Origin of the sequence: Pseudundibacterium arcticum, from assembly GCF_042646465.1 — a bacterium.
GTDB classification, from domain to species: domain Bacteria; phylum Pseudomonadota; class Gammaproteobacteria; order Burkholderiales; family Burkholderiaceae_D; genus Undibacterium_A; species Undibacterium_A arcticum.
Map to the genome: position 1 here is coordinate 1 of NZ_JBHRTP010000043.1, position 23,814 is coordinate 23,814.

Below are 23,814 nucleotides of genomic sequence, written 5' to 3' on the forward strand. Positions count from 1 at the left end.
TGGCGTGGAATGCGTGTCCAGTTTGCGCTGGACCGCGTGTCCAGTTTGCGGCGGATTAGGCGTCCAGTTTGGCTGGATTACGCACCTTCAGCCCGCGCGGCTGCCGACAAGCTCCCCTTTGCGGCGACCTCAACGAATGTCGAAATCTGTTTGAATTGGTCCATTGCACTATTCTACCGAGTGTTTGCTCTACTGCAATCTAGTCAGTTGTGACAAAAATCAAATTATAAAGTGATAAAATTTTCCGTTTCCACCTATTTGGATTGAATATACTGCACGCCGTATTAAGATACGGACAAATGCCACCACGCCGCTCCATGCCTCAATCCTTTTCCATCCAAGCAATCGCCTTCGACGCCTATGGCACGCTGTTCGATGTCTACTCGATCAGCACGCTCGGAGAGAAATTATTTCCGGGACATGGTGCGACGCTGGCCGAATTGTGGCGAGAAACTCAGATTGACTATAGTCGCTTGCGGACCTTGTGCAGCATGTACAAGCCTTTTTGGGAAGTGACCCAGGATGCGCTGGTATTTGCGTGCAAAAAACTCAAGTTGGACCTGACGCTCGATGCCCAAAATGCACTGATGGGCCAATACGCAAAGTTGTGTTCGTTTCCGGAAAACCTGCCAGTGTTGCGCGAGCTGCAGGTCATGGGCCTGAGGCTGGCGATACTGTCCAACGGTAATCCGCAGATGCTGACCAGTGTGGTCGACGCGGCTGGAATGCAGGGGATATTCAATCATATTCTGTCGGTCGATTCCGTGAAAAAATTCAAGACTGCGCCGGAAGCGTATCAAATAGGACCTGACGTGTTCGGTCTGCCCGCCAAGAATATCCTTTTCGTCTCGAGCAATTGCTGGGATGCCTGCTGTGCGACCTGGTTCGGTTACACCTCGTTCTGGGTCAATCGCACCGGGGCGCCATTGGAAGAACTAGGCGTCACCCCACATGGAGAAGGCCGCACACTAAATGATGTGGTCGCATTTGTCGCACAAAACCGCATTCTCTGAAAGCGGATTGAATTTCGCCGCAGCTTGTCATACAAACAGGTGGTAGAGCCTGATGGTGCGGCGCCTATCCGGTGCCGCCGTGCAGGTCATGAAATTTGCAGCACTTTGTTTTTCTATTTCGCCATCAGTTTTGGCAATAATTTTGGTAATAATTTTAGCAATTAACAGGAGTGAAAAATGACCCAACTGCAGCTGCCTTCCGGCATGGAAATCAAGGGTGAAATCAAGCCCGGTTACGAACAAATCCTGACACCCGATGCATTGGCGCTGGTGGCCAAACTGAGCCGTGCCTTCGAACCGCGCCGGCAGGAACTGCTGGCCGCGCGCGCGGCACGCACCAAGGAGCTCGATGCCGGCAAGCTACCTGACTTCCTGCCGGAAACCGCGGAGATCCGTAATGGCGACTGGAAAATCGAACCGATTCCGCAGGCACTGCAATGCCGTCGCGTTGAAATCACCGGGCCGGTCGAGCGCAAAATGGTCATTAACGCGCTCAATTCCGGCGCCGACAGCTACATGACCGACTTCGAGGATTCAAACACGCCAAACTGGGACAACCAGTTGACGGGCCAGATCAATATGCGCGATGCGGTGCGCAAGACCATCAGCCTCGAACAGAACGGCAAGAGCTACAAACTGAACGACAAGATCGCTACCTTGGTGGTGCGTCCTCGCGGCTGGCATCTGGATGAGAAACATGTCCTGGTGGATGGCAAGCGCATCTCGGGCAGTATTTTTGATTTCGCTCTGTTCATGTTCCATAACGCCAAGGAGCAACTGGCACGCGGTGCCGGCCCGTACTTCTATTTGCCGAAGATGGAATCGCATCTGGAAGCGCGCCTGTGGAACGATATCTTCGTGATGACACAAAACGAACTCGGCCTGCCTCAAGGCACGATCAAGGCCACCGTACTAATTGAAACCATTCTGGCGGCATTTGAAATGGACGAGATCCTGTACGAATTGCGCGAACACTCGTCGGGCCTGAATGCCGGTCGTTGGGATTACATTTTCTCTTGCATCAAGAAGTTCAAGAACGACAAAAACTTCTGCCTGGCCGATCGCGCCAAGGTCACGATGACTGCGCCGTTCATGCGTTCTTACGCATTGCTGTTGCTGCAGACCTGCCACAAGCGCAATGCGCCGGCGATCGGCGGTATGGCGGCACTGATCCCGATCAAGAACGACCCGGAGAAAAACGAGCTGGCGATGGCCGGCGTGCGCATCGACAAGGCGCGCGATGCGACCGATGGTTACGACGGCGGCTGGGTTGCGCATCCAGGTCTGGTCGAGCTGTCGATGGCGGAGTTCACGAAAGTACTGGGCGACAAACCGAACCAGATCGACAAGCAGCGTCCTGACGTTGACGTGACCGCCAAAGACTTGCTGAATTTCCAGCCGGAGACACCGATTACCGAGGCCGGCCTGCGTTACAACATCAACGTCGGTATTCATTATCTCGGGGCCTGGCTGGCTGGCAATGGCTGTGTGCCGATTCATAACCTGATGGAAGATGCCGCGACCGCCGAAATCAGCCGGTCCCAAGTGTGGCAATGGATCCGATCGAGCAAGGGCGTGTTGGAAGACGGCAGAAAAATCACTGCCGACATGGTGCGCGCGATGATTCCGCAAGAACTGGCCAAGGTAAAGGAACTGGCCGGTTCTGGCGCAAGCTATGACCGTGCGGCACAGATTTTCGAAGAAATGTCGACCTCGGCGGACTTCGCGGAATTCCTGACCTTGCCGTTATACGAAGAAATCTGATCCGACTTCAGCTTGTCGCGATTCTGCGGCGGCCAGGTGGCATCAGAGCGGCAGCAGGAATTCCTGCTGCCGTTTTTGTTTTGTGGAGCTATACTCCGTAAGAGTATGACTTGCGCCGTAAATACAATAATGAGATTGCAGATATACCCCCATTAAATCCATGAATTTTGAGGTTGAGTTGCCATTCGCCGGCAGGCAGGCGCGACAATCGCGCACAGTATGTGACAATGCGGCGACACCAATTTTTACCAGGAAACCCCCGTGATCGAAACCAACGATAGAGTCGTCGCCGACACCCAAACATGGCTGGAAAAAGCAGTCATCGGCTTGAATCTGTGTCCATTCGCCAAAGCGGTCCATGTCAAGAACCAGATCCGCTACACGGTCAGCAACGCGACCACGCCAGAAGCATTGTTGGTGGATTTGATCGCCGCGCTGGAGCAATTGGCGGAGGCAAATCCGGACGAGGTCGACACCACCTTGCTGATCCATCCGCAGGTGTTGACCGATTTCCTTGACTACAACGAATTTCTGGACGTGGCCGACGCCGCGTTGGACGAACTGGATCTGGTCGGCGAAATCCAGATTGCCAGCTTTCACCCGCAGTATCAATTTGCCGACAGCGGACCGGACGACATCGAAAACTACACCAACCGTTCGCCGTATCCGACCTTGCATCTATTGCGCGAGGACAGTATCGAGCGCGCGGTCGACGCGTTTCCCGACGCGGCCGATATTTTTGACAAAAATATCGATACCATGCGCCGTCTCGGGCATGACGGCTGGGACAAGTTGCAATTGCCGGGCGACGAGTAACGGTTAACGGTTGGCGCTCAGCGTCAAGCCAGCTTCCGATCTGGCGTGAGCGGATGGCTAAACACCTGGCTGCCGGAGCGCCCGGAAACACAGCGCAAGCAAAGCCAGACTGCAAAACGCACCGCCTGCCAGAAAAGTCACCGCGGCGCCGAATCGGTCCCACAATAGGCCGGCTAGTGGGCTCGCGACCAGCATTGCCAGTCCGCTGGCCAGGTTGAAGAAGCCATATGCGGTGCCGCGTAGATCGTTAGGCGCGGTGTCCGCCACCATTGCGGCCAGCAAACCCTGCGTCAGTCCCATGTGCAGCCCCCACAGCGCCACGCCAGCGATTACCACCGGCCACGCATTGCTGCTCGCCAGCACCAGGTCGGCGGCGATCAGCACCAGCAAACCGATTGCCAGCAGTGCCGTGTGACTGACGCGATCGGCCAGCTTGCCAAACGGGTAAGCCGACATCGAATAGACCAGATTCATGGCGACCAAGACCAGCGGGATCAGGGCCAGCGAGAGTCCGCCTTGTTGCGCACGCAGCAATAGAAATGCTTCGCTGAATCGCGCCAGCGTGAAAATCGCGCCGACGGCCACCACCCACCAGTAGCTGTGGCCCATTCGCTTCAGGTTAGCCCATTGGATCGGGTTGCCGCGGCGGGCACCTCGGTGCATTTCCGGTTCGTGGACCCCGAGCAGCAGCACAACGACTGCCATGACACCTGGAATCACGGCGACCCAGAAGATCGCGCGGAAATTATCGGCCCATAAAAACATCAGCACCACAGCCAGCAAAGGACCGAGAAAGGCGCCTACCGTATCGAGTGATTGCCGCAGTCCGAACGCGGCACCGAGCAGATGCGGGGGCGAGAGATCCGCCACCAACGCGTCCCGTGGCGCACCACGAATGCCTTTGCCAACCCGGTCCAGCAGCCGTGCGCCGAGAATCAAGCCAGTGCCGGAGGCCATGGCAAACAGCGGTTTGCTGACTGCACCGAGACTGTAGCCGATCACCGCCAGGATCTTGCGTTTGCCGAGGTAATCGCTGAGCGCCCCGGAAAATATTTTGACGATCAATGCAGTCGCTTCCGCGGCGCCTTCGATGATGCCGACCACAAACACGCTGGCGCCGAGCGAGCCGACCAGAAAAAGCGGCAGCAGGCTGTGGATCAGTTCCGACGATACGTCCATCAACAAGCTGACAAAGCCTAGCGCCCAGACACTGCCGGGGATCTGACGCAGAATCGAAAATTTTTGTGTGGACATGAGTGATCGGGATATTGTTATTGGATGCTGGCACTGCCGGTCGCGCAGTCGATGGTGATTGAAACTGGCCGATGCTACAGCCGGCCCGGCGGGTGTGTTCGCAGCAACCACGCCGATGATAGTAAACTGAATGCTTCTGCGCCACTGGCGACAAATTACACAGGTTCAAGAATGGCTGATAAACCCCGTCCCGACACGCCTTGCGTTGCCGTATGTTCGACCACTTTTGATGATGTCTGCCGTGGCTGCGGCCGCACGGTGGCCGAAGTTGCGCATTGGGTTTTCATGACCGAGCCAGAGAAAGAGCTGGTCTGGCAACGCATTACCGCAGATGGTTATCCTCGGCGCAATAGTTGATATTTCGCCACCACCGCTAGTATCGCCGACATTGTTTGGCTGAGCGACGCATTTGACATAAGTTGATGGAATCTGCGCCCCAGTTGACTATTCCGACTTGTCCCGATTCCGGTTGTAAATCATCTCGACGAGGTGCCAGACGGGTGTTCAACCGAATGGCTGCATCAATTGCCTTTCTGCAATATTAATCCGACACCCTATCTGGTGCATCAATGCTTGCCGATGCCCCACGCTTGCCCACTTCGATGCCATCGTGCTGGCGGATCGCGTACGCGGACGTCGCGTGGAAGGAAAAGTGCGACGCTTCGTATCGTCGCAATGCGCACCTTCAGGCCGGCGAAACTCTGAAACTCTCTCGTACCCCAAAGGCTATGGCGTGCAATGAAATGCCCATCTCATTTGCCGCCCGTCAAAATTAGATGCGATCATGACGAGGTCGGGAATTTATTCCGGGTTGGATCAATTGACCCTGGTCTTTGGTGCATAATCTTTCTCTCCAAAAATAAATTCTGCCGATGGATCGACATTCCTCATTTCCTGATCTGTACCCACTGAATGCGCATAAAACTGCATAACCGGCTCCGGTCCGTCTATGGGGCTCTGCTGCTGGTAGTGCTGGGCGGCCTGATCATTCCCGCATTCATTGGCGGCTATCTGTTGATTGGTGTGCGCGAACGGGATACGGTCGAGGCCTCATTGCAGCAGTCTCTTGTCAGTTACGCCGACATTTTGACCCTCGGTATTCGGGAACCGCTGTGGACCCTGAATGCCGAAGCGGCCCGCGCGCTAGTCGATTCGGTGATGCGGGACCGTGAAGTATTCCGGGTCCGGATTGGTCACCAGAACCAGGAGCCATTCGTCGACGTGCGTTCATCGAAGCCGCAAATTGGCAAAATCCATAGCGCCGAACGCGACATCAGCTTTCGCGGCGAGCATATTGGCCGCGTGTTAATCGAGATGGACGACGGCAAGAGTCAACAGGAACTGCACAAGAAGCAGTTGTCGTACATCCTGGTGTTGGCGGTGCAGTCCAGCATATCGCTGCTATTGATCATTCTGGTGCTGAATGTCCGGCTGATGGCACCGTTGCGCAAACTGATGCGGTTTTCCGATCGGCTCACGCTGGGCGACTTTGACACCCCGCTGTCGTTGCCGCGCAGCGATGAGTTCGGCCATCTTGGTGGTCAGTTTGAGCATATGCGTGGTTCGATCAAACAGCTGTTCGACGACGTCCGGCAACGCGAAGAGCGGTTTCGCACCATCGTCACCCAGGTTCCTGGCGCCGTATTTCGTTATCGACCGGATGGCGTGGTCGAGTTTGTCAGCAATACCGTGGCGGCGATCAGCGGGTATCCGGCGACTGCATTCATGACCGGCAGCGGCGCGCAGACCTGGCTAAACCTGGTCAATCCGGATGACCGGCGCCGGGTCAGGCAACATATTGCCGGCAAAATCCGCGACTGCGAACCGTATGCGATTGAATACCGGATTGCCGATATGGATGGCGCCGAGCGCTGGGTCTCGGAAAGCGGACAACCGCAATGCAATAGTGACGGAAGGGCACAATGGATCGACGGCATCATCGTCGATATCAGCGCGCGCAAACATAACGAGGTGCGTATCCAGGGACTGCTGACCGAACAAGAGGCCATTCTCGACAATGTGCTGGTCGGCGTCATGTTCGTACGCAAAGACATGATTGTATCGGTCAACCGCCAGTGCGAAAGCCTGTTCGGGTATTCACCCAATGCGATGGACAAGCAATCGACAGCGATCATCTGCCCCAGTAACCAGGTCTACGATCAGATCGGCGTTCAATCGTATCCACAGATCAGCAGCGGTCACAATTACAGCGCAGAGATACAGCTCAAGCGGCGCGATGGCAGCTTGTTCTGGTGCATGATGAGCGGCAGCGCGTTCGATCCGGCGGTGCCGAATCAGGCCAGCATCTGGGTGTTTACCGATATCAGCGAACGCAGGGAAGCCGAAGAAAAGTTACGGCTGGCAGCCAAGGTGCTGGACAACATTGCCGACGGCGTGATCGTGACCGATCCCGATGGTCGGATCGTGACCGTCAATCCGGCGTTTACCTTGATTACCGGCTACTCCTTAGCGGACGCGATCGGTCAGACCACCGAAATGCTCGGCTCCGAGCGACAGGATGCCTCTTTCTACCAAGGCATTTGGGCCGAGGTGCGGGTCGCCGGATTCTGGCGCGGTGAAATGTGGAATCGGCGTAAAAATGGCGAACTGTACATCGGCTGCCTGACCATCAACGTGGTGCGCGATACGGCAGGACTGTCCACCCATTACGTCGGCGTGTTCAGCGATATCACCTTGGTCAAGGAGTCGCAGCAAAAGCTCGACCATTTGGCGCATCACGACCCGCTGACCGAGTTGCCGAATCGGCTGTTGTTCAACGACCGCCTGACCCATGCAATCCTGCGCTCCGGTCGTGACAATTTGCAGTTGGCCGTGCTGTTTATCGACCTCGACCGCTTCAAGAACGTCAACGATACGCTCGGTCACCATGTCGGCGACGAATTGCTGAAACAGGTATCGTCCGCGCTGGTACACAAGGTACGCGACGGCGATACGCTGGCCCGGCTCGGTGGCGATGAATTCATCCTGTTACTGGAGAACATTGACGGTCCGCGTGGCGCGACCGTGGTCGCAGAGAAGCTGATGTCAGTGTTCGAAACGCCGTTCGTGATCGCTGGCCACGAGCTGTTCCTCACCTGCAGTATCGGTATCAGCGTGTTTCCGAATGACGGCGCCGATTTGAATGTATTGATCCGCAACGCGGACGTTGCGATGTACCAGGCCAAGGGCCGTGGCCGCAACGCTTATCGCTTCTTCTCGCAAGAGATGACCGGCGAGGGCGCGGACCAATTACGGCTGGAGAGCATGCTGCGTCGTTCGATCGACAACGACGAAATATTCCTGAATTACCAGCCCCAGGTCGACATCGAAACGGGCCAATTGATCGGCGTCGAAGCGCTGGCGCGCTGGAAGCATCCGGAGCTGGGGTTGGTGCCGCCAGTTCGCTTCATTCCACTGGCGGAAGAGAGCGGTTTTATCAACCAGCTCGGCAAATGGGTACTCCGGGAATCTTGCCGACAGATGGTGCGCTGGCAGGAAGCTGGGCTGTATGTGCCAAAGATCGCCGTCAATCTGTCGGTGCGACAGTTCGAGCGTGGCAGTATCGTCGCGATCGTATCGTCGATCCTAGATGAAACCGGACTGGAACCGCAGCGATTGCAGCTGGAGGTGACAGAATCGGTGATCATGAATACCGGCGACGCGTTTGCCTTCATCAACGATCTCAATGCGATCGGGGTCGGCCTCGCGATCGACGATTTCGGCACCGGTTATTCCTCGCTGGCCTATCTGAAGCAGCTACCGGTGCAGACTTTGAAGATCGATCGCTCGTTCATCAAGGACATTTCAACCGACCCGAATGATGAAGCGATTGCAATCGCCATCATCCAGCTCGGCAAGAGCCTGAATCTGTCGGTGATTGCCGAGGGTGTCGAAACCGCTGAACAGGTTGCATTTCTGCTGCGGCATGGCTGCAATTTGGCGCAGGGGTATTTCTACAGTCGACCGGCCGCGCAGCAGGACTTATTTGAACGCTGGAAGCCGCATTCGCGTTAGTTTGACCGTCGCCGGCACGGCTGGCCATTCAGCCAATGCCGATCCACCGTTATCTTTTTGAGACTACCTGACCATGGCCAAAGCCAGCAAACCATCGCGCCGCCGTTTTCTGATCGGCGGACTGAGCGTCGCCGGTGCGCTGATCGTCGGCTGGGGCGTGATGCCGCCGCGCCAGCGCCTTCAATCGACCGACCCACTACCGTCCGGCAACGGCGAAGTCGCGCTCAATGGCTGGCTCAAGATCGCCGCGGACGGTCAGGTGACCGTCGCGATGCCGCGCAGCGAAATGGGGCAGGGCGTGCATACCGCATTGCCGATGCTGGTGGCCGAAGAACTCGACGTGCCGCTGGCGATGATCAGCATCATGCAGGCACCGATCGACAAGATCTACGGCAATGTGGCCGTCCTGAATGACGCGCTGCCATTCCACCCGGATGACCACGGCATCCTGAAAAGCGGTGCGCAATGGCTGCTGGCCAAGACCGCGCGCGAACTGGGCATCATGATCACCGGCGGCTCGTCCAGCGTAAAGGACGCATGGCAACCGATGCGCGAGGCAGGGGCGTCCGCACGCGCGATGCTGGTCGCGGCTGCCGCCAAGGAATGGGGTGTCGCGGCTGTCGAATGCAGCACCAGCAACGGTGTCGTCAGCCACGTCAGCGGCAGGCACGCCACTTACGGAGCGCTGGCGGCAAAGGCGGCGGCCAGCGCCGGCGAGATTGCGCCTGACGCGATGCGATTGAAATCGCCGAAAGATTTCAAACTGATCGGGACATCGCAAGCGCGGCGAGATTCGCGCGCCAAAGTCGACGGCAGCGCCGCCTTCGGCATCGATGCGCGGCCGCCCGGCCTGCTGTATGCCGCCGTCAGAATGGCGCCCCAGTTCGGCGGCAAGGTGGCCGAGGTCGATACTGCCCGGATATTGGCGATGCCAGGTGTGCTGAAACTGGTCGATTTTTCAGCCGTGATTGGCCAACACTACGGTGCCGGTGCCGGGCTTGCGGTGATCGCAAAATCGTTCTGGCAGGCGCACCAGGCCGCCGCGGCGCTGCCGGTGAAATGGGACGACGGGGCGCATGGGGCGCTGTCGTCGGCCGCGATATTCAAGCAATTCAGAACCAGTCTCGATAGCGAATCCGGCTTTACCTATTACCAGAGCGGTGACTCCGAGGTCGCATCCAATCCTGCGAACGGCGCCACGAAAACCATCAAGGCCGAATACAGCGCACCGTTTCTGGCGCATGCGGCGATGGAGCCGATCAATTGCACCGCGCAGGTCAAGGATGGCAAGGCCCATTTGTGGTTGTCGACTCAGGTGCCCAGCATCGCGGTCAAGGTCGCGGCGCAGGTGGCTGGAATCAAACCGCAGGATGTTTCGATCGACGTCATGTATCTCGGTGGCGGTTTCGGTCGTCGGCTGGAGATCGACATGGTGGCGCAGGCGGTCGCGATCGCCAAAGAAGCGGATGGTGCGCCAGTGCAAATGATCTGGAACCGCGAAGATGACATCCGGCACGACGTGTATCGCCCGGCTGCAGTGGCGCGATTTTCCGCGACGCTCGATGCTGCCGGCAAGGTGCTGGCGTATGACAACAAGTCAGCCAGCGGCGCGGTATCGCATCAGTTCTTGCAGCGCAATCTTGGCTTGCCGGGGATCGGTCCCGACCGCACCACGGCCGAAGGCGAGTTCGACCTGCAGTATGAACTGCCGAACCGGAAAATCGCGGCCGTGATCGTGTCGAGCGCGGTGCCGCTCGGTAACTGGCGTTCGGTCGGGCATTCGCACAATGCGTTTTTCAAAGAAAGTTTTATCGACGAACTGGCGCATGCCGCAGGGCAGGATCCCGTCGCGTTCCGACGCGGTCTGCTGCAACATCATCCGCGCCATCTGGCGGTGCTGAACGCGGCAGTGGACAAGGCTGGCCAGCCGGCAGCGGGGCGGGCGCACGGTGTCGCCTTGCATCAGTCGTTCGGCACCATCGTCGCCGAAGTGGCGGAGGTGTCGATCGAAGAGGGTGAAATTCGGGTCCACAAGGTGAGTTGCGCAGTCGATTGCGGGATCGCGGTCAATCCCAATATCATTGCGCAGCAGATCGAATCGGCGGTGATCTTTGGGCTGTCAGCCGCTTTATTCGGCGAGATCACCATTAATAACGGCAGCGTTGAGCAGCAGAATTTCAACGATTACCCGGTGGTCCGGATGCAGCAGGCACCGCTGGTCGAGACCGTCATCATCCGGAGTGCCGAACCGCCGGAAGGCATCGGCGAACCCGGCACGCCACCGATTGCGCCAGCCGTGGCCAATGCGGTGTTCGCGCTGACCGGGCAGCGACTGCGCAGTCTGCCGTTGCGTCTGGGATCGCTAACGGCGTAAATGTGCTGATGATGGCCAGTATGTTAGACCTGCCATTTATTTATAAGTGGAAATTGCATAGGCTTATGGGAGTATTTTATCGCGGCTGCCATCCGCCGCAACTTCGCTTAGTCGGCGGCGATCGCATCCCGCAATAGCTGGCGCAGGTTGCAGTCCTGTTGCCAGCTCCGATGGGTCGCATTGCTGGCGGCGTTGGTCGCCAGTTCAGCGGCGCTTTGCTCGACCTGCGCGTTCAGCAGTCGTTCGGCCAGCCGCGGTTCCGGCAATACTGGGCCGAAAAAAGCCACCGTGTCGGCGCGTTGGATCAACAAGGTCGGGAAGTTCTCAACGTCCAGATCGCCTACCACCTCAGACTGGTCCTCGATATCGATCCAGATGAAATGCATCTCGGGATGCCCCTGCGCCAGCGCATCGAAAGTGGCGCGGTAGTCGTTGCAGGTTCCGCACCAGGCCGCGCACAGGCAGGCGACGATCCAGGCATCGTCGCTTAGCGAGGCTGATAATTGTGCGTAGTTGTGGCGTTCCAGGGACAGACTTGGCATGGTTTGCAGTGTGATCGTCAATGAATTCGATTGGTGCCTGCATTTTACAGACTCAGCAACAATCGATCCAATCACACGCAATGGCGCCGGCCGATCGGGCACCCGGCGCGGTAAAATAACGCCATGTCTACCATCCTCGCCATTGAAACCTCGTCCGAACTCGCCTCCGCAGCACTGTTGCATGGCGATCGGGTGTTTGCTGCTGAATCGTCCGGGGTGCAGACCCATTCCCAAACGATCTTGCCGATGCTGCAAAGCCTGCTGGCCCAAGCCGGCATCGCGCTCACCCAATGCGATGCGATCGCCTTCGGAGCCGGGCCCGGTTCGTTCACCGGCGTGCGCACCGCCTGCGGTATTGCACAAGGGCTGGCATTTGGTGCCGGTTTGCCGGTGGTGCCGGTCAGCACCCTGATGGCGATGGCTCAGGCTTGCCGGGATCAGGCGGCGCCACAGCAACAGGAACGCGACGTGTTGTGCATTCTGGATGCGCGCATGAACGAAGTCTATTGGGCACAGTATCACTATGCTGACGGTTGGCAGACGGTGGTGGCGCCGGTTTTGTCAGCCGCAAGCGAGGTCCGGCCACAGGGCGAGGCGATCGCCTGCGGCAATGGGTTGAGTGCGTACGCCGCGGCATTTGAACATCAGGCCTTCGCCGGGCCGGCAAAGCCGGCGGTGATGCCGCATGCCACCCAGATCGCGCAACTGGCGCGCATCGCGTTTCAACTCGGCCAGGGGGTGTCGGCCCATGATGCACAGCCGCTGTATTTGCGCAACAAGGTGGCGCTCACCAGTGCTGAACGCGCGCTAAAAAATAATCAGGTGCCGGCATGAGTGGAGTGCCAGACTACAGTCGCCGCGACGTTGATGCGCTCGTGTTTGACAGAATGCAGGTCGACGATCTGGACCAGGTGGTGGCGATCGAACATGCGGTCTATCCGCAGCCATGGTCGCGCGGCAATTTTATCGATTCCCTGTTGAACGACTACGAGGCGTGGGTGGCGCGCGATGCGTCGGGCCGGCTGATCGCTTATTTTCTGCTGATGCCGGTGGTCGATGAGGCGCATTTGCTAAATATCTCGGTGCGTGGCGCCTTGCATGGTCAAGGAATCGGCCGCCAACTGCTCGACCGGATAGTGATGCTGACGCGCGCCAAGGGCCTGCAATCGGTATTGCTCGAAGTGCGGCCGTCGAATACGCGGGCCCTCGCGGTGTACCTGCGCTACGGCTTTGTACAGATCGGCTTGCGCAAGTCCTATTATCCGGCCGTGGACAATCTGCGCGAAGACGCGGTGGTGATGAGGCTGAAGCTATGACGACGGCATCGATCCGCCGCGCCGCGGTATTAAATGAAATTGGCCTAGGCCCGATCTGGGTTCGGCGGTCCGTGTCAGCCGACCAGTCAGTCGACCAATTACCTGACGCGATATTGGCGGTACAGAGCTGGACCGAATCGGATCGCGATCCTGCCGCAGCCGTTGCGAGCGGCACGCCGGCGGCAACTCCGGCGCTGCGCGCACCGAGCGAGGTCAAGGCCATCGCCGCGATGGACTGGGCGCAGCTGGAGTCGGCCGTGACCCAATGCAGCGCCTGCGGTCTGTGCCGTAACCGGCAACAGGCAGTCCCGGGTAGCGGTCTGCGCAGGGCAACGTGGCTGTTCGTCACAGATGCGCCGGGACGGTCCGAAGATATGGAAGGCCAGCCACTGGCCGGCGCTGCCGCGCAGTTGTTCGACAATATGCTGCTGGCAATCGGCCTGACGCGCGATCAACGGGGTGGTCTGGATGCCGATGCCAGCGTCTACCTGACCAATATCGTCAAATGCCGCCCGACCGACGCCGATGGCAACGACCGTGCGCCGACGCCGGACGAAATGGCCGCTTGCAAACCATTTCTGGATCGTCAGATGGCATTGACGCAGGCGTCGATGATCGTGGCGCTCGGCAAGAGTGCGACCCTTGGACTGCTGGGCGCAGACGCAATACGCACTGCCGGTGCGTTGCGCGGCAAGCTGCACAGTTATGCGGCGGCCGGCGGCGGCAACAGCGTGCCGGTGGTCGCAAGCTATCATCCGGCAACTCTGCTGTTGCATCCGGCGCAAAAAAGAGATGCGTGGGCCGACCTTTGTCTGGCGGCAAACGCTCATGCAGATGCCCAAGCCAACGCCGCCCGCTGAGTCCACGGAGCCCGAGCAGCCGTTCGATCCCTTTCAGGCGCATTTTCACGCACGCTGGAATCACCTGAACGATCGGCACGTCCGCGCCCTTGCATGGCTGCTGGATGCGCCCGATTTGCTTGATCCGCAGGCGCCGTCATGGCAGGGCCGGATCGCGACACTGGCGGGCGCGGTCGATCAGGCTGCCATCGACTGGCTGGCCGCGCTCGATCATGCGCCCGCCGCCTTGCACGCGATGCTGGAGCGGCAAAATTCCCAGCGCCTCGGACTGTATGCCGAACGCTTGCTGGCCTTCTATTTTCAGCAGCAGGGGAGCCTGATCGCGCATGGCTTGCAGGTGCGCGCCGACCGGACCGCTACGGTAGGCGAGTTCGATTTCCTGCTGCGGCATGGCGATGCGCTGGTGCATTGGGAATTTGCGACCAAGTTCTACCTGTTGGCGCCCTCGTTGGGAGCGGAAACCACGGTGCCGAATCTCGATCGGCTGGTCGGTCCGAATCTGGGCGACAGGCTTGGCGTCAAAATGCGCAAGATGTTCGATCATCAGTTGATGCTGGCGCAGCATCCGGCCGCGCAGATCCACTTGCCCGGGCCGGTTCAGTCAGCCCAGGCGCTGGTCAAAGGCTGGCTGTTCTATGCCGGCGTGGAGCAATTGCCACAGTCATTCGGAATTTCGCCGCAGCATTGCCGCGGATTCTGGCGTGTGCTGTCTGAACTCGATGCAGTCGTCGGCGATCGTTTCGTGGTGTTGCCGAGGCTGCAATGGCTCGCACCCGCCAAGGCAACGCAGGATATGGTCCTGAGTCGACAGCAACTGCAGAGCCGACTTGCCACGCATTTTGGCGAGCATGCGACGCCGGTGCTGATCGCAGTGATGCAGGAATCCGGGAATGCCATGCTGGAGGGAAGCAGGGGATTCATCGTGCCAGACGACTGGCCCTACCGCGCACAGCGCGCGGTGCCGGACGGGGGCCGCGGTGAGGGTTAGATAAGCGATTCGTGCTTGTGTTCGCCGATCAGCGCCAGTGAATCGTGCTCGCGCTGATTGGCGGCATGCTGGCGCATCACCAGATACATCATGCCGGCGACAAACAGGCCGAACATGACGATGACAATATTCAGATTCAGATTCAGCGATACCATCACCGCGTACAGCGCCAGCATGGTCAGTATCGACAGATTCTCATTGAAGTTTTGCACCGCGATCGAGTGACCGGCACTCATGAGCACGTGGCCACGATGTTGCAGCAAGGCATTCATCGGCACGACAAAATATCCGGACAGCGCACCCACCAACACCAGCAAGGGGTAGGCGAGCCAGACTGTATGAACCATCGTCATCGCCATCACGACCAGACCCATCGCAATTCCCAATGGCATCACTGACAAGGACTTTTTCAAGGGAACCAGGCGCGCTGCGGCCACTGCGCCAAGGGCGACGCCGAGTGCAACGATGCCCTGCAGGTTGGCCGCCTTGTGGAGCGGCATGTTGAGCGAGTGTTTGGCCCATTCCAGCACGATGAATTGCAAGGTCGCACCGGCGCCCCAGAACAAGGTCGTGACTGCCAGGGAAATCTGGCCAAGCTTGTCTTTCCATAGCATCGAATAGCAGTGGGCGAAATCGGCGATCAGCTTGATCGGATTGCGCTGCTGGTGCGCGTAGTGGGCGCCAGTATCGGGAATATGCAGGTTGAACAGTGCGGCCAGTAGATATGTGACCACGATCACGCTCAGCGCTGCCTTATGCGGCGTGTTGACGCCGGTATCGATGAGCGGAAGATCAAATTGCAGCAGCAGCGCTGCCGTGTGCTCGTCAACCAGCGCGCCGCCCATGACGGTACCGAGAATGATGGATGACACGGTCAGGCCTTCGATCCAGCCATTGGCGGCCACCAGTTTTTCCGCCGGCAGCAATTCGGTCAGGATGCCGTATTTGGCCGGCGAATACGCGGCGGCGCCAAAACCGACTACCGCATAGGCCAGCAGCGGATGGACATTGAAGAACAACAGTGCGCAACCGACCACCTTGATCATGTTGGTGATAAACATCACGCGCCCCTTCGGAAGCGCATCGGAAAATGCGCCGACGAAGGCCGCGAGCAACACATAAGATAAAACGAAAAACAGTTTCAGCACCGGTGTCATCCACCCCGGAGCCTGCATTCTTGCCAATAGGGCGATGGCCGCAATCAATAAGGCATTATCGGCGAGCGACGAAAAAAACTGCGCCGCCATGATGGTATAGAAACCGCGATTCATCAGGGGTGATCTTGTAACGAAATATGTCCGGCTTGCTTTATACCATGAAAATATGACAGGACCGCCCATTTCAGGCGCGGTTTGATCCGTTGCGTCCGGTAAAATGACGCTTCCAAAGATTGCCGCCAGCCGTGCAGGTTGGCGCCCCATCTCACTCCAGGATTCCTATGCCGCGACCGCTTGTAGCCACCATCGATATCGCCGCCATGCAGCACAATCTCGCCGTCGCCAAGGCGCGCACGCCGCGTGCCAAAGTGTGGGCCATCGTCAAGGCCAACGCCTACGGGCATGGTCTGGCACGGGGTGTGCGCGGTTTTGCCGCTGCCGATGGCATGGGCTTGATCGAACTTGACGCTGCGGTGCGTCTGCGCGACCTGGGGTGGACCAAGCCGATCTTGCTGCTGGAAGGTTTTTTCGCGCCCGAGGATCTGGCGATCGTAAGTCGGAATCAGCTCGAGGTCGCGGTGCACTGCGACGAACAAATTGCGATGATCGAGCACTCCGGCATCACGACACCGCTCGATGTCCACCTGAAAATGAATAGCGGCATGAATCGCCTCGGTTTCACACCTGACCGATTTGGCGCTGCTTATGTGCGGCTGCGCGCCATCCCAACCGTGCGCAAGATTACTCTCATGACGCATTTTGCCAATGCCGACGATGTCCGCAATCCGAGCCTGCTGCTATCGGAACAGGTGCGGCGGTTCCAGGACGGCATCGCCGGACTGAGCGGTGAATTGAGCCTGTCCAATTCCGCCGCGACCTTGCTGCATCCCGAACTGGTCACGGACTGGGTGCGGCCCGGCGTCATGCTGTACGGCGGCACCCCGGGTGGCAAAACGGCACAGGAATTCGGCCTGCTGCCGACCATGACGCTGACCAGCGAAATTATCGGCACGCAGGATATTGCAACGGGCGATGCCGTCGGTTACGGTAGCCGTTTCGTCGCCGACAAGCCAATGAAAATCGGGGTAGTGGCCTGCGGCTACGCGGACGGCTATCCACGCCATGCACCGGACGGGACGCCGATCATCGTCGACGGCGTCCGCACAGCGATGGTCGGACGGGTCTCGATGGACATGATTACGGTCGATCTGACACCGGTTCCCGGCGCGCATGTCGGTAGCGCGGTCACGCTTTGGGGCGACGGGGTGCCGATCGACGAGGTGGCGCAGGCGGCCGGCACGATCGGTTATGAATTGATGTGTGCAGTGGCGCCGCGGGTGCAGATGGTCGAGCGCTAATTTTTGGGCCCCATCCATCCTCGCGCCCACATTCCATACTCCATACAGTATTTTAAAATGCCGCAATAAATAAAGGAGGGGTAGCAGCTAATTTGGCTATACTCCGCCGAAATTCTGGTTTATTAAATCCGATATCTGTTCCAGTCACCGATTTCTTCCTCCATGGCCAAAGTAAAAACGAATTACACCTGTACCGAATGCGGCGGCATCAGCAATAAATGGAGTGGCCAATGTCCGGCCTGCGAGCAGTGGAACACCGTGGTCGAAACCATCATCGAAGCGACCGCCAACCGCTTCTCGACACCCCATCAGGGGCTGGCACAAAGCGCGCCGGTGCTGAGCCTGACCGATATCGAGGCGCTCGACGTACCGCGTTTTGGCACCGGCATCGAGGAATTCGACCGGGTGCTGGGCGGCGGCCTGGTGGCCGGCGGCGTGGTATTGATCGGTGGTGATCCGGGCATCGGCAAGTCGACATTGCTGCTGCAGGCACTGGCGAATCTGTCGCACCGCAAGAATGTGCTGTACGTCAGCGGTGAAGAGTCGGGCGCGCAGATCGCATTGCGCGCCAAACGGCTGGCCGTCGACGCCAAGGACTTGAAGCTGCAGGCGGAAATTCAGCTCGAGAAAATCCTCAACACGCTGGCCGACCTGAAGCCGCAGGTCGCGGTGATCGATTCGATCCAGACTGTCTACTCCGACGCGCTCAGTTCGGCGCCGGGTTCGGTGGCGCAAGTGCGCGAGTGCGCGGCCCAACTGACCCGAGTCGCGAAACAAAGTGGCATCACCATCATCCTGGTCGGCCACGTCACGAAGGAGGGCGCGCTGGCCGGGCCGCGCGTGCTGGAGCATATCGTCGATACCGTGCTGTACTTCGAGGGCGACAGCCATTCCAGTTTCCGACTGGTGCGCGCGATCAAGAACCGCTTCGGCGCCATCAATGAGCTGGGCGTGTTCGCGATGACCGACAAGGGCTTGAAGGGCGTGTCCAATCCATCGGCGTTATTCCTGTCGCAGCATGACAAGCAGGTGCCGGGTTCCTGCGTGATGGTGACGCAGGAGGGCACGCGGCCGCTGCTAGTCGAGATCCAGGCCTTGGTCGATACCTCGCACCTGCCCAATGCGCGGCGCCTGTCGGTCGGCCTCGAACAGAATCGCCTGGCCATGTTGCTGGCGGTGCTGCATCGGCACGCCGGTATTGCCGCGTTCGACCAGGACGTATTCATCAATGCCGTCGGCGGCGTCAAGATCACCGAGCCGGCGGCCGACTTGGCGGTGCTGCTGGCGATCAATTCGTCGATGCGCAATCGCGCGTTGCCGCGTGGCTTGGTCGTGTTCGGCGAAGTCGGACTCGCCGGTGAAATCCGCCCGGCGCCACGTGGCCAGGAACGCCTGCGAGAAGCCGTCAAACTGGGTTTTTCAATCGCGATGGTGCCAAAAAGCAATGCGCCGAAGCAGGCGATCGAGGGGATGACGATACTGGCGGTGGAAAGGATCGACGAAGCGTTTGCCAAAATGCGCGAGATCGGCGACTGACGACATTGCAAATCCATCGTTATGCTCGCCGCCCGACTCATCCGTGGCGGTAAGGAATGGTAAGGAGTGTTGCGTTTTGTGCACAATTATGTTGAATTTCGGCAATTTTGCGTTATTATTGCGCCGCTTTTTGTTACTTCCGATCCCGATTTTCACCTACACACCTGACGAGATTAATCATGCAAAGCCGCCATATCGTTCAAGCTGCCATTGCCGCAGCCTTTCTGTTGTCGACCGGAGCCGCGTCGGCAGGCACCGCCACCAGCAGCTTCAACGTAACGGCAACCGTTGCTGCCAATTGCACGATCACGACGACGCCAGTCGCATTTGGCGCCTATGATCCAGTGGTCACCAACGCCTCGACCGCCCTGAATGCCAACGGCACCGTTTCGATCGCCTGCACCAAGGGCGCCGCACCGAACGTGACGCTGGGTGCCGGCGCGAATGCGAGCGGTGCAACGCGCCGCATGAAAGGCGCGGTCGCAACGCCGGACTACCTGACCTACGAACTGTATCTGCCGCCGACGACGGTACCGGGTGCCGCATGCAGCTACACCGCGCCTACCGTCTGGAATACCTCCGGTCCGGCCAATATCCTGACCGCGACCGCCGCGCCAAGCAAAGCCGCGCGTAGCTACAACGTCTGCGGCTCGGTCCAGTCCGCACAAGATGTGGCTGCTGATTCCTATACCGACACGGTCGTTGCAACGGTCAATTTCTGATGCCCTGCGAGATGGCGGTTCTGGTCTGCAATCCACCGATGAATCGGGCGTATGGCTGAGCAATCACAATTTGCAGGCCGGCCCTGGATCGCAATCATCGCCGTCATCTTTTCTTTGCTCAGCCCAGGCTTGCTCTGGGCCGGCACATTTCAAGTCAATCCAGTCCGGGTCGAACTGACGGCTCAGCAAAAAAGCGCGGCGCTGACGGTTCAAAACAACGGCGATGAGCCGGTAGTGGTCCAGTTGCAAACAGTGGATTGGACTCAGGTCGATGGCAAGGATGTCTATCAGCCCAGTGCCGATCTGCTGGCAACTCCGCCCATTTTCACGATCCAGCCAGGTACGACCCAGATCGTTCGGGTCGGACTGCGCCGAGAGCCCGATGCAGGTCAAGAGCTGAGTTACCGCTTGTTTCTGCAAGAGGTTCCGGCGCCGCCCAAGCCCGGCTTTCGCGGCTTGCAGATGACGTTGCGGGTCGGGCTGCCGGTTTTTCTGCAGCCAAAGAACAAGGCCGCGCCTGAGCTGATGTGGAAAGTGCAGCAGGAAAGCAAGGATCGGATCAAGGTCAGCTTGAAAAACGAAGGCAAGGCGCACGTCCAGGTAACCGATTTTTCTGTGTTCGTACCGGGTAATGAGCAAGCGCTGGCAGTGCAACAGGTCGCGCGCTATTTGTTGCCGGGCCAAGCCGGAGAGTGGCAGCTGAAAACGAACCCGGCCCAGGCGCCAAGTGCCGATCACGTACATGTGACGGCCTACACGGATGCGGGAAAAGTGGATGCAGATGTCGCGTTGGACAAACCATAAGACCTGCGCATTGGTGTTGGCGTGTCTAGCCTCGACTTTCCTTTCACCCGCCACTGCCGCTGACGCCAATCCCCCGACACAATCATCCGGACCGCTCGGCGCAAGCTACGAGCAGGTGCTGCTGGTGGTGGATTTCAATCGTCAAGGCTTGAATGATACGGCGCTGTTCGTGAAGGACAGGCTGGCGGCCTTGTATGTGTCCCCAACCGACCTGAAGCGTTGGCGCCTGCGAATACCGACGGTCCCGGTGATCAGCGTTCAAGGCGAATCTTATGTTCCGCTGGCGGCCTTGCCGGGTGTCGTCGCCAAGCTCAATGACGCAACCCAGACACTGGACATCCAGGTGAGCCCGGAGGCTTTCCTTTCCACCAGCGCAAATGCGTACGCGGACAAGCATCTGGCGCCGACACCGCCCAGTCCGGGCATGTTTTTCAATTACGACGTATTTGCCGAGCGCTCGAACGGAGCGACCACGCGTTCCGGCTTGTTCGAGCTCGGCGCCTTTAACGCGCGAGGAGTGGCGACTGCCAACTTCGCGCTGCAGAATGCGCCCGGCCAAACCAGTTCGGTACGGCTCGATACGACGTTTACTATCGATCGACCCGAGCAGCTGGCCAGCGTACGATTGGGCGATGCAATCAGCCGCCCCGCAGGTATATGGGGGCGTGCGGTTCGGTTCGGCGGGATTCAATACGCGACCAATTTCGCGACGCAACCTGGCTTGATCACGCTGCCATTGCAATCGTTCGCAGGACAGGCGGCGCTGCCGTCGACGGTCGATGTTTATGTGAATAATGTTTTCACCTCCAGCAAGGAACTTCCGCCAGGGCCATTTTCGATTGCCAATCTGCCGGTCGTCACGGGCCAGGGCAATGTGCAAATGGTGGTGCGGGATTTGCTGGGCCGTGAACAGGTCATTAACCAGCCGTTCTATGCCAGCACCAGCCTGTTGCGTCCGGGTTTGCAGGATTTTTCGGTCGAACTTGGCGCGTTACGGGAAAATTTCGCGATCCAAAGCAACGATTATGGCGCTCGATTTGCTGCCGCAACCTACCGTCGTGGATTCAGCGACGCCGCAACCGGCGAAGTGCATGCCGAGATTGTGGAAGGCGGGCAGAGCACCATAGGTTTCGGTGCGACCGCCTTGTTACCGGCACTCGGGACCTTCAATGCCGCCATCGCGGGCAGCCGCAGTGATGCCGGTGTCGGTCATTTATGGGCGCTCGGTTTCGATCGTCAGACCGCGATATTCAATTTCGGCGCACGGACTCAACGCAATTCGGACAACTTCAGGCAGCTTGGCTCTGACCCGGCATTTCCGGCACCCCGGCATCTGACCAGCGGAAATATCGGCATCACGGCCAATCAATACGGTTCGGTCGGACTGGCCTATATTCGTCAGGACATCAGCGACAATTCGCGCAGCGAGCTTGCCAGCATCAGCTACAACCTGCAGCTCAGGCGTTGGGGAAATCTGGGAATTACTGCCTTCAAAGCCTTGAGCGGCGAATCCAATCGTTCCATTCTCATCAATTGGACGATACCATTGGGCAACAATCTCACTGCAAACCTGAGCCATGCCAAGTACGGCAGTGGGTCGGATCAGTCGTTGCTGCAGGTACAGCGCAATCTGCCGAGCGGCGAAGGCTATGGTTACCGGCTGCAAGCAGCCGACAATGGACCGCAACAGGCCAGCTTGCTGTTGCAGAATAATATCGGAACCTACTCGCTGGAAGCGGCCAGTTTCGAGGGACAGTCGAGTGCCCGGGTCGGGGCGTCGGGCGGGGTCGCGCTGTTGGGCGGCTCGGCGTTTTTGAGCCGCCGCATTACCGACAGCTTTGGCCTGGTCCAAGTGCCCGGCATGGAAAAGATTCGCGTGTATGTCGATAATCAGCCGGCCGGGGTCACAGACGCCAAGGGCAATGCACTGATCCCGCGACTACGCCCGTACGATAACAATCCGGTGAGCATCGAACAATCGGACCTGGGCATGGATGCCGAGATAGGAAGCCTGACGATGAACCCTGTGCCTTACTATCGCAGCGGCGTGGTGATTCGCTTCCCGATCAGGCGTTCTGCGGGTGCCTTGCTGCGGCTGATTTCGAAGGACGGGCAGCCGATGCCGGCGGGTGCGGTGGTCGAGCTGGAAGGGCAGGCGACGCAGTTTCCGGTGGCCATGGATGGCCAGGTCTACCTGACCGGGCTTGGGCGAATCAATCGCTTGCACGCGTCCTGGCAAGGCAAATACTGTACGGTCAGCGTGCCATTTGAAGATTCCGTGGATCCGCTGCCGAATCTGGGGACATTGGTTTGCGAGGAGGAACACCCATGAAGCCACAGTCGACGAAAATCCGGGGCATGAACTGGCTTGCACATGTGCGCGCGGGTTCGGCCCGGTCCGATAATTTGATTGCCGGGCTGTTCACCGCTTCATTGTTGATGATTGCGCCGCTGACGCATGCGGCAAGCTGTGCGATCAACAGCGTGTCGAACCTCAATTTCGGTAGTTACGATCCGTTTGCAAGCACCGCGCTGGATATGGCCGCTACCGCCAGCATTACCTGCACGTCAACCAAAAACAGCGAGACGGTGGCCGTGGCGATTTCGCTCGGAACCGGATTAGCGGGATCGTACAGCCCCAGAAAAATGCAGGGCCCGGTCGACACGCTCAACTACAACTTGTATGTGGATGCGGCGCATGCGCAGGTGTTGGGAGACGGGACGGGCGGCACCTCTCAGGATATGGGTTCGGCGACGATATCCAAGACCAATCCGGTCACGTTTACCGAGACCATATACGGCCGCATATTCGCCGGCCAAGACCCCGGGGTCGGCGCCTATTCAGATCCTATCGTCTACACCCTGAATTTTTGATCGGTAGCCCGGCTCTGAACGCCGGATTCGTGAACCTGATTCCCGGCAGTGCCTTGCTATAGCGGACGCACCGATAACATGATCGGCCAGTCATAGCTGCCCGGCTGGACGTTTTCAGCCAGGACGAAGCGGTAGCTGAGTTGCGCCGCCACCGCCTGATGCGCGTTGCCGCGGTGCGCGACCGTGCCGCCGTCCATCCCGAGTTCGAACCGTTCGCCCAGGCCGGAAATCTGAATTGTCCTAAACAGATTGGCCATGGTGTTGAATGTCAGCGCGTATCCTTGCCGGCTATTATTTTTGACTTCGATCTGCGACGCCGCCGGCACGTCGATGTAGCCACGCCCAATGTCGGATTCGGTGATGGTCAATTGTCTGTGATGCCGGACCTTAATCTGAGCGGAAGGCAAAACGGTGGCGCTGAC

General features: G+C 58.8%; 20 protein-coding genes. 16 read left to right on the plus strand and 4 right to left on the minus strand.

Annotated features, from left to right (window positions below; genetic code table 11):
* Window positions 1-299 precede the first annotated feature (299 nt).
* The 3 genes from ACFOFO_RS14600 (at window position 300) to ACFOFO_RS14610 (ending at window position 3,593) form a co-directional block, all read left to right on the plus strand.
* Window positions 300-1,013, plus strand: a complete 714-nt coding sequence (locus ACFOFO_RS14600; protein ID WP_390331867.1) for a haloacid dehalogenase type II — start codon at window positions 300-302, stop codon at window positions 1,011-1,013.
* A 177-nt stretch (window positions 1,014-1,190) separates the two neighbouring features.
* The gene (aceB, locus tag ACFOFO_RS14605; RefSeq protein WP_390331868.1) at window positions 1,191-2,777 is read left to right on the plus strand and encodes a malate synthase A; all 1,587 of its coding nucleotides are present in this window, start codon (window positions 1,191-1,193) and stop codon (window positions 2,775-2,777) included.
* Between the two features lie 261 nt (window positions 2,778-3,038).
* Window positions 3,039-3,593 carry a DUF1415 domain-containing protein gene (locus ACFOFO_RS14610; protein WP_390331869.1) on the plus strand — a complete coding sequence of 185 codons (555 nt, stop codon included), beginning with the start codon at window positions 3,039-3,041 and terminating at the stop codon, window positions 3,591-3,593.
* Window positions 3,594-3,650: 57 nt separating this feature from the next.
* On the opposite strand, the gene ACFOFO_RS14615 is transcribed toward ACFOFO_RS14610, so the two are convergent.
* Window positions 3,651-4,847 carry an MFS transporter gene (locus tag ACFOFO_RS14615; RefSeq protein WP_390325223.1) on the minus strand — a complete coding sequence of 399 codons (1,197 nt, stop codon included), beginning with the start codon at window positions 4,845-4,847 and terminating at the stop codon, window positions 3,651-3,653.
* Between the two features lie 171 nt (window positions 4,848-5,018).
* Here ACFOFO_RS14615 and ACFOFO_RS14620 point away from each other — a divergent pair, with 171 nt between their 5' ends.
* From ACFOFO_RS14620 to ACFOFO_RS14630, 3 genes are all read left to right on the plus strand, one after another.
* Entirely contained in the window at window positions 5,019-5,204 is a 186-nt protein-coding gene (locus tag ACFOFO_RS14620) for a DUF1289 domain-containing protein (protein WP_390328129.1), read from the plus strand.
* 555 nt (window positions 5,205-5,759) lie between these two features.
* Entirely contained in the window at window positions 5,760-8,861 is a 3,102-nt protein-coding gene (locus ACFOFO_RS14625; protein ID WP_390325222.1) for an EAL domain-containing protein, read from the plus strand.
* 73 nt (window positions 8,862-8,934) lie between these two features.
* Window positions 8,935-11,235 (plus strand): xanthine dehydrogenase family protein molybdopterin-binding subunit, encoded by a 2,301-nt coding sequence (locus ACFOFO_RS14630; protein WP_390325221.1) that lies wholly within the window; start codon window positions 8,935-8,937, stop codon window positions 11,233-11,235.
* 107 nt (window positions 11,236-11,342) lie between these two features.
* Here ACFOFO_RS14630 and ACFOFO_RS14635 read toward each other — a convergent pair whose 3' ends face one another.
* On the minus strand, window positions 11,343-11,777 hold the full coding sequence (locus ACFOFO_RS14635) for a thioredoxin family protein (RefSeq protein ID WP_390325219.1): 435 nt from the start codon (window positions 11,775-11,777) through the stop codon (window positions 11,343-11,345).
* A 123-nt stretch (window positions 11,778-11,900) separates the two neighbouring features.
* Between ACFOFO_RS14635 and tsaB the strand changes: the two genes are divergently transcribed.
* The 4 genes from tsaB to ACFOFO_RS14655 are packed head-to-tail and all read left to right on the plus strand — an operon-like array spanning window position 11,901 to window position 14,941.
* Window positions 11,901-12,611: a tRNA (adenosine(37)-N6)-threonylcarbamoyltransferase complex dimerization subunit type 1 TsaB gene (gene tsaB / locus ACFOFO_RS14640; protein WP_390325217.1), complete on the plus strand. Its 711-nt coding sequence runs from the start codon at window positions 11,901-11,903 to the stop codon at window positions 12,609-12,611.
* On the plus strand, window positions 12,608-13,093 hold the full coding sequence (gene rimI, locus ACFOFO_RS14645) for a ribosomal protein S18-alanine N-acetyltransferase (RefSeq protein WP_390325215.1): 486 nt from the start codon (window positions 12,608-12,610) through the stop codon (window positions 13,091-13,093). The genes tsaB and rimI overlap by 4 nt, the downstream gene beginning before the upstream one ends.
* Window positions 13,090-13,953 (plus strand): uracil-DNA glycosylase, encoded by an 864-nt coding sequence (locus tag ACFOFO_RS14650; protein WP_390325213.1) that lies wholly within the window; start codon window positions 13,090-13,092, stop codon window positions 13,951-13,953. The genes rimI and ACFOFO_RS14650 overlap by 4 nt, the downstream gene beginning before the upstream one ends.
* The gene (locus tag ACFOFO_RS14655) at window positions 13,922-14,941 is read left to right on the plus strand and encodes a DUF1853 family protein (protein ID WP_390325211.1); all 1,020 of its coding nucleotides are present in this window, start codon (window positions 13,922-13,924) and stop codon (window positions 14,939-14,941) included. The genes ACFOFO_RS14650 and ACFOFO_RS14655 overlap by 32 nt, the downstream gene beginning before the upstream one ends.
* Here ACFOFO_RS14655 and lplT read toward each other — a convergent pair.
* Window positions 14,938-16,212: a lysophospholipid transporter LplT gene (gene lplT / locus ACFOFO_RS14660; protein ID WP_390331871.1), complete on the minus strand. Its 1,275-nt coding sequence runs from the start codon at window positions 16,210-16,212 to the stop codon at window positions 14,938-14,940. The genes ACFOFO_RS14655 and lplT overlap by 4 nt on opposite strands.
* 167 nt (window positions 16,213-16,379) lie before the next feature.
* Here lplT and alr point away from each other — a divergent pair, with 167 nt between their 5' ends.
* The 6 genes from alr to ACFOFO_RS14690 all read left to right on the plus strand — a co-directional run bounded on the left by alr (window position 16,380) and on the right by ACFOFO_RS14690 (window position 23,392).
* Window positions 16,380-17,456 carry an alanine racemase gene (gene alr / locus ACFOFO_RS14665; protein ID WP_390325210.1) on the plus strand — a complete coding sequence of 359 codons (1,077 nt, stop codon included), beginning with the start codon at window positions 16,380-16,382 and terminating at the stop codon, window positions 17,454-17,456.
* Between the two features lie 162 nt (window positions 17,457-17,618).
* Complete coding sequence (radA, locus tag ACFOFO_RS14670; protein WP_390331872.1) at window positions 17,619-18,992, plus strand: DNA repair protein RadA; 1,374 nt, start codon at window positions 17,619-17,621, stop codon at window positions 18,990-18,992.
* A gap of 179 nt (window positions 18,993-19,171) precedes the next feature.
* Window positions 19,172-19,714: a Csu type fimbrial protein gene (locus tag ACFOFO_RS14675; RefSeq protein ID WP_390325209.1), complete on the plus strand. Its 543-nt coding sequence runs from the start codon at window positions 19,172-19,174 to the stop codon at window positions 19,712-19,714.
* A gap of 51 nt (window positions 19,715-19,765) precedes the next feature.
* Window positions 19,766-20,518 carry a fimbrial biogenesis chaperone gene (locus ACFOFO_RS14680; RefSeq protein ID WP_390325207.1) on the plus strand — a complete coding sequence of 251 codons (753 nt, stop codon included), beginning with the start codon at window positions 19,766-19,768 and terminating at the stop codon, window positions 20,516-20,518.
* Window positions 20,496-22,850, plus strand: a complete 2,355-nt coding sequence (locus ACFOFO_RS14685) for a fimbria/pilus outer membrane usher protein (RefSeq protein ID WP_390331873.1) — start codon at window positions 20,496-20,498, stop codon at window positions 22,848-22,850. Before ACFOFO_RS14680 ends, ACFOFO_RS14685 begins: the two co-directional genes overlap by 23 nt.
* Window positions 22,847-23,392 carry a Csu type fimbrial protein gene (locus ACFOFO_RS14690; protein WP_390325201.1) on the plus strand — a complete coding sequence of 182 codons (546 nt, stop codon included), beginning with the start codon at window positions 22,847-22,849 and terminating at the stop codon, window positions 23,390-23,392. Before ACFOFO_RS14685 ends, ACFOFO_RS14690 begins: the two co-directional genes overlap by 4 nt.
* A 56-nt stretch (window positions 23,393-23,448) precedes the next feature.
* Here the strand turns inward: ACFOFO_RS14690 and ACFOFO_RS14695 are convergent.
* Window positions 23,449-23,814: hypothetical protein (locus ACFOFO_RS14695; protein ID WP_390331874.1), on the minus strand; the 366-nt coding region annotated here is incomplete at its 5' end.

Coding starts and splice junctions, on each gene's coding strand:
- ACFOFO_RS14600 (WP_390331867.1), top strand. CDS start 300: ATGCCACCACGCCGCTCCATGCCTCAATCCTTTTCCATCCAAGCAATC.
- aceB (WP_390331868.1), top strand. CDS start 1,191: ATGACCCAACTGCAGCTGCCTTCCGGCATGGAAATCAAGGGTGAAATC.
- ACFOFO_RS14615 (WP_390325223.1), bottom strand. CDS start 4,847: ATGTCCACACAAAAATTTTCGATTCTGCGTCAGATCCCCGGCAGTGTC.
- ACFOFO_RS14620 (WP_390328129.1), top strand. CDS start 5,019: ATGGCTGATAAACCCCGTCCCGACACGCCTTGCGTTGCCGTATGTTCG.
- ACFOFO_RS14625 (WP_390325222.1), top strand. CDS start 5,760: ATGCGCATAAAACTGCATAACCGGCTCCGGTCCGTCTATGGGGCTCTG.
- ACFOFO_RS14630 (WP_390325221.1), top strand. CDS start 8,935: ATGGCCAAAGCCAGCAAACCATCGCGCCGCCGTTTTCTGATCGGCGGA.
- ACFOFO_RS14635 (WP_390325219.1), bottom strand. CDS start 11,777: ATGCCAAGTCTGTCCCTGGAACGCCACAACTACGCACAATTATCAGCC.
- tsaB (WP_390325217.1), top strand. CDS start 11,901: ATGTCTACCATCCTCGCCATTGAAACCTCGTCCGAACTCGCCTCCGCA.
- rimI (WP_390325215.1), top strand. CDS start 12,608: ATGAGTGGAGTGCCAGACTACAGTCGCCGCGACGTTGATGCGCTCGTG.
- ACFOFO_RS14650 (WP_390325213.1), top strand. CDS start 13,090: ATGACGACGGCATCGATCCGCCGCGCCGCGGTATTAAATGAAATTGGC.
- ACFOFO_RS14655 (WP_390325211.1), top strand. CDS start 13,922: ATGCAGATGCCCAAGCCAACGCCGCCCGCTGAGTCCACGGAGCCCGAG.
- lplT (WP_390331871.1), bottom strand. CDS start 16,212: ATGAATCGCGGTTTCTATACCATCATGGCGGCGCAGTTTTTTTCGTCG.
- alr (WP_390325210.1), top strand. CDS start 16,380: ATGCCGCGACCGCTTGTAGCCACCATCGATATCGCCGCCATGCAGCAC.
- radA (WP_390331872.1), top strand. CDS start 17,619: ATGGCCAAAGTAAAAACGAATTACACCTGTACCGAATGCGGCGGCATC.
- ACFOFO_RS14675 (WP_390325209.1), top strand. CDS start 19,172: ATGCAAAGCCGCCATATCGTTCAAGCTGCCATTGCCGCAGCCTTTCTG.
- ACFOFO_RS14680 (WP_390325207.1), top strand. CDS start 19,766: ATGGCTGAGCAATCACAATTTGCAGGCCGGCCCTGGATCGCAATCATC.
- ACFOFO_RS14685 (WP_390331873.1), top strand. CDS start 20,496: ATGTCGCGTTGGACAAACCATAAGACCTGCGCATTGGTGTTGGCGTGT.
- ACFOFO_RS14690 (WP_390325201.1), top strand. CDS start 22,847: ATGAAGCCACAGTCGACGAAAATCCGGGGCATGAACTGGCTTGCACAT.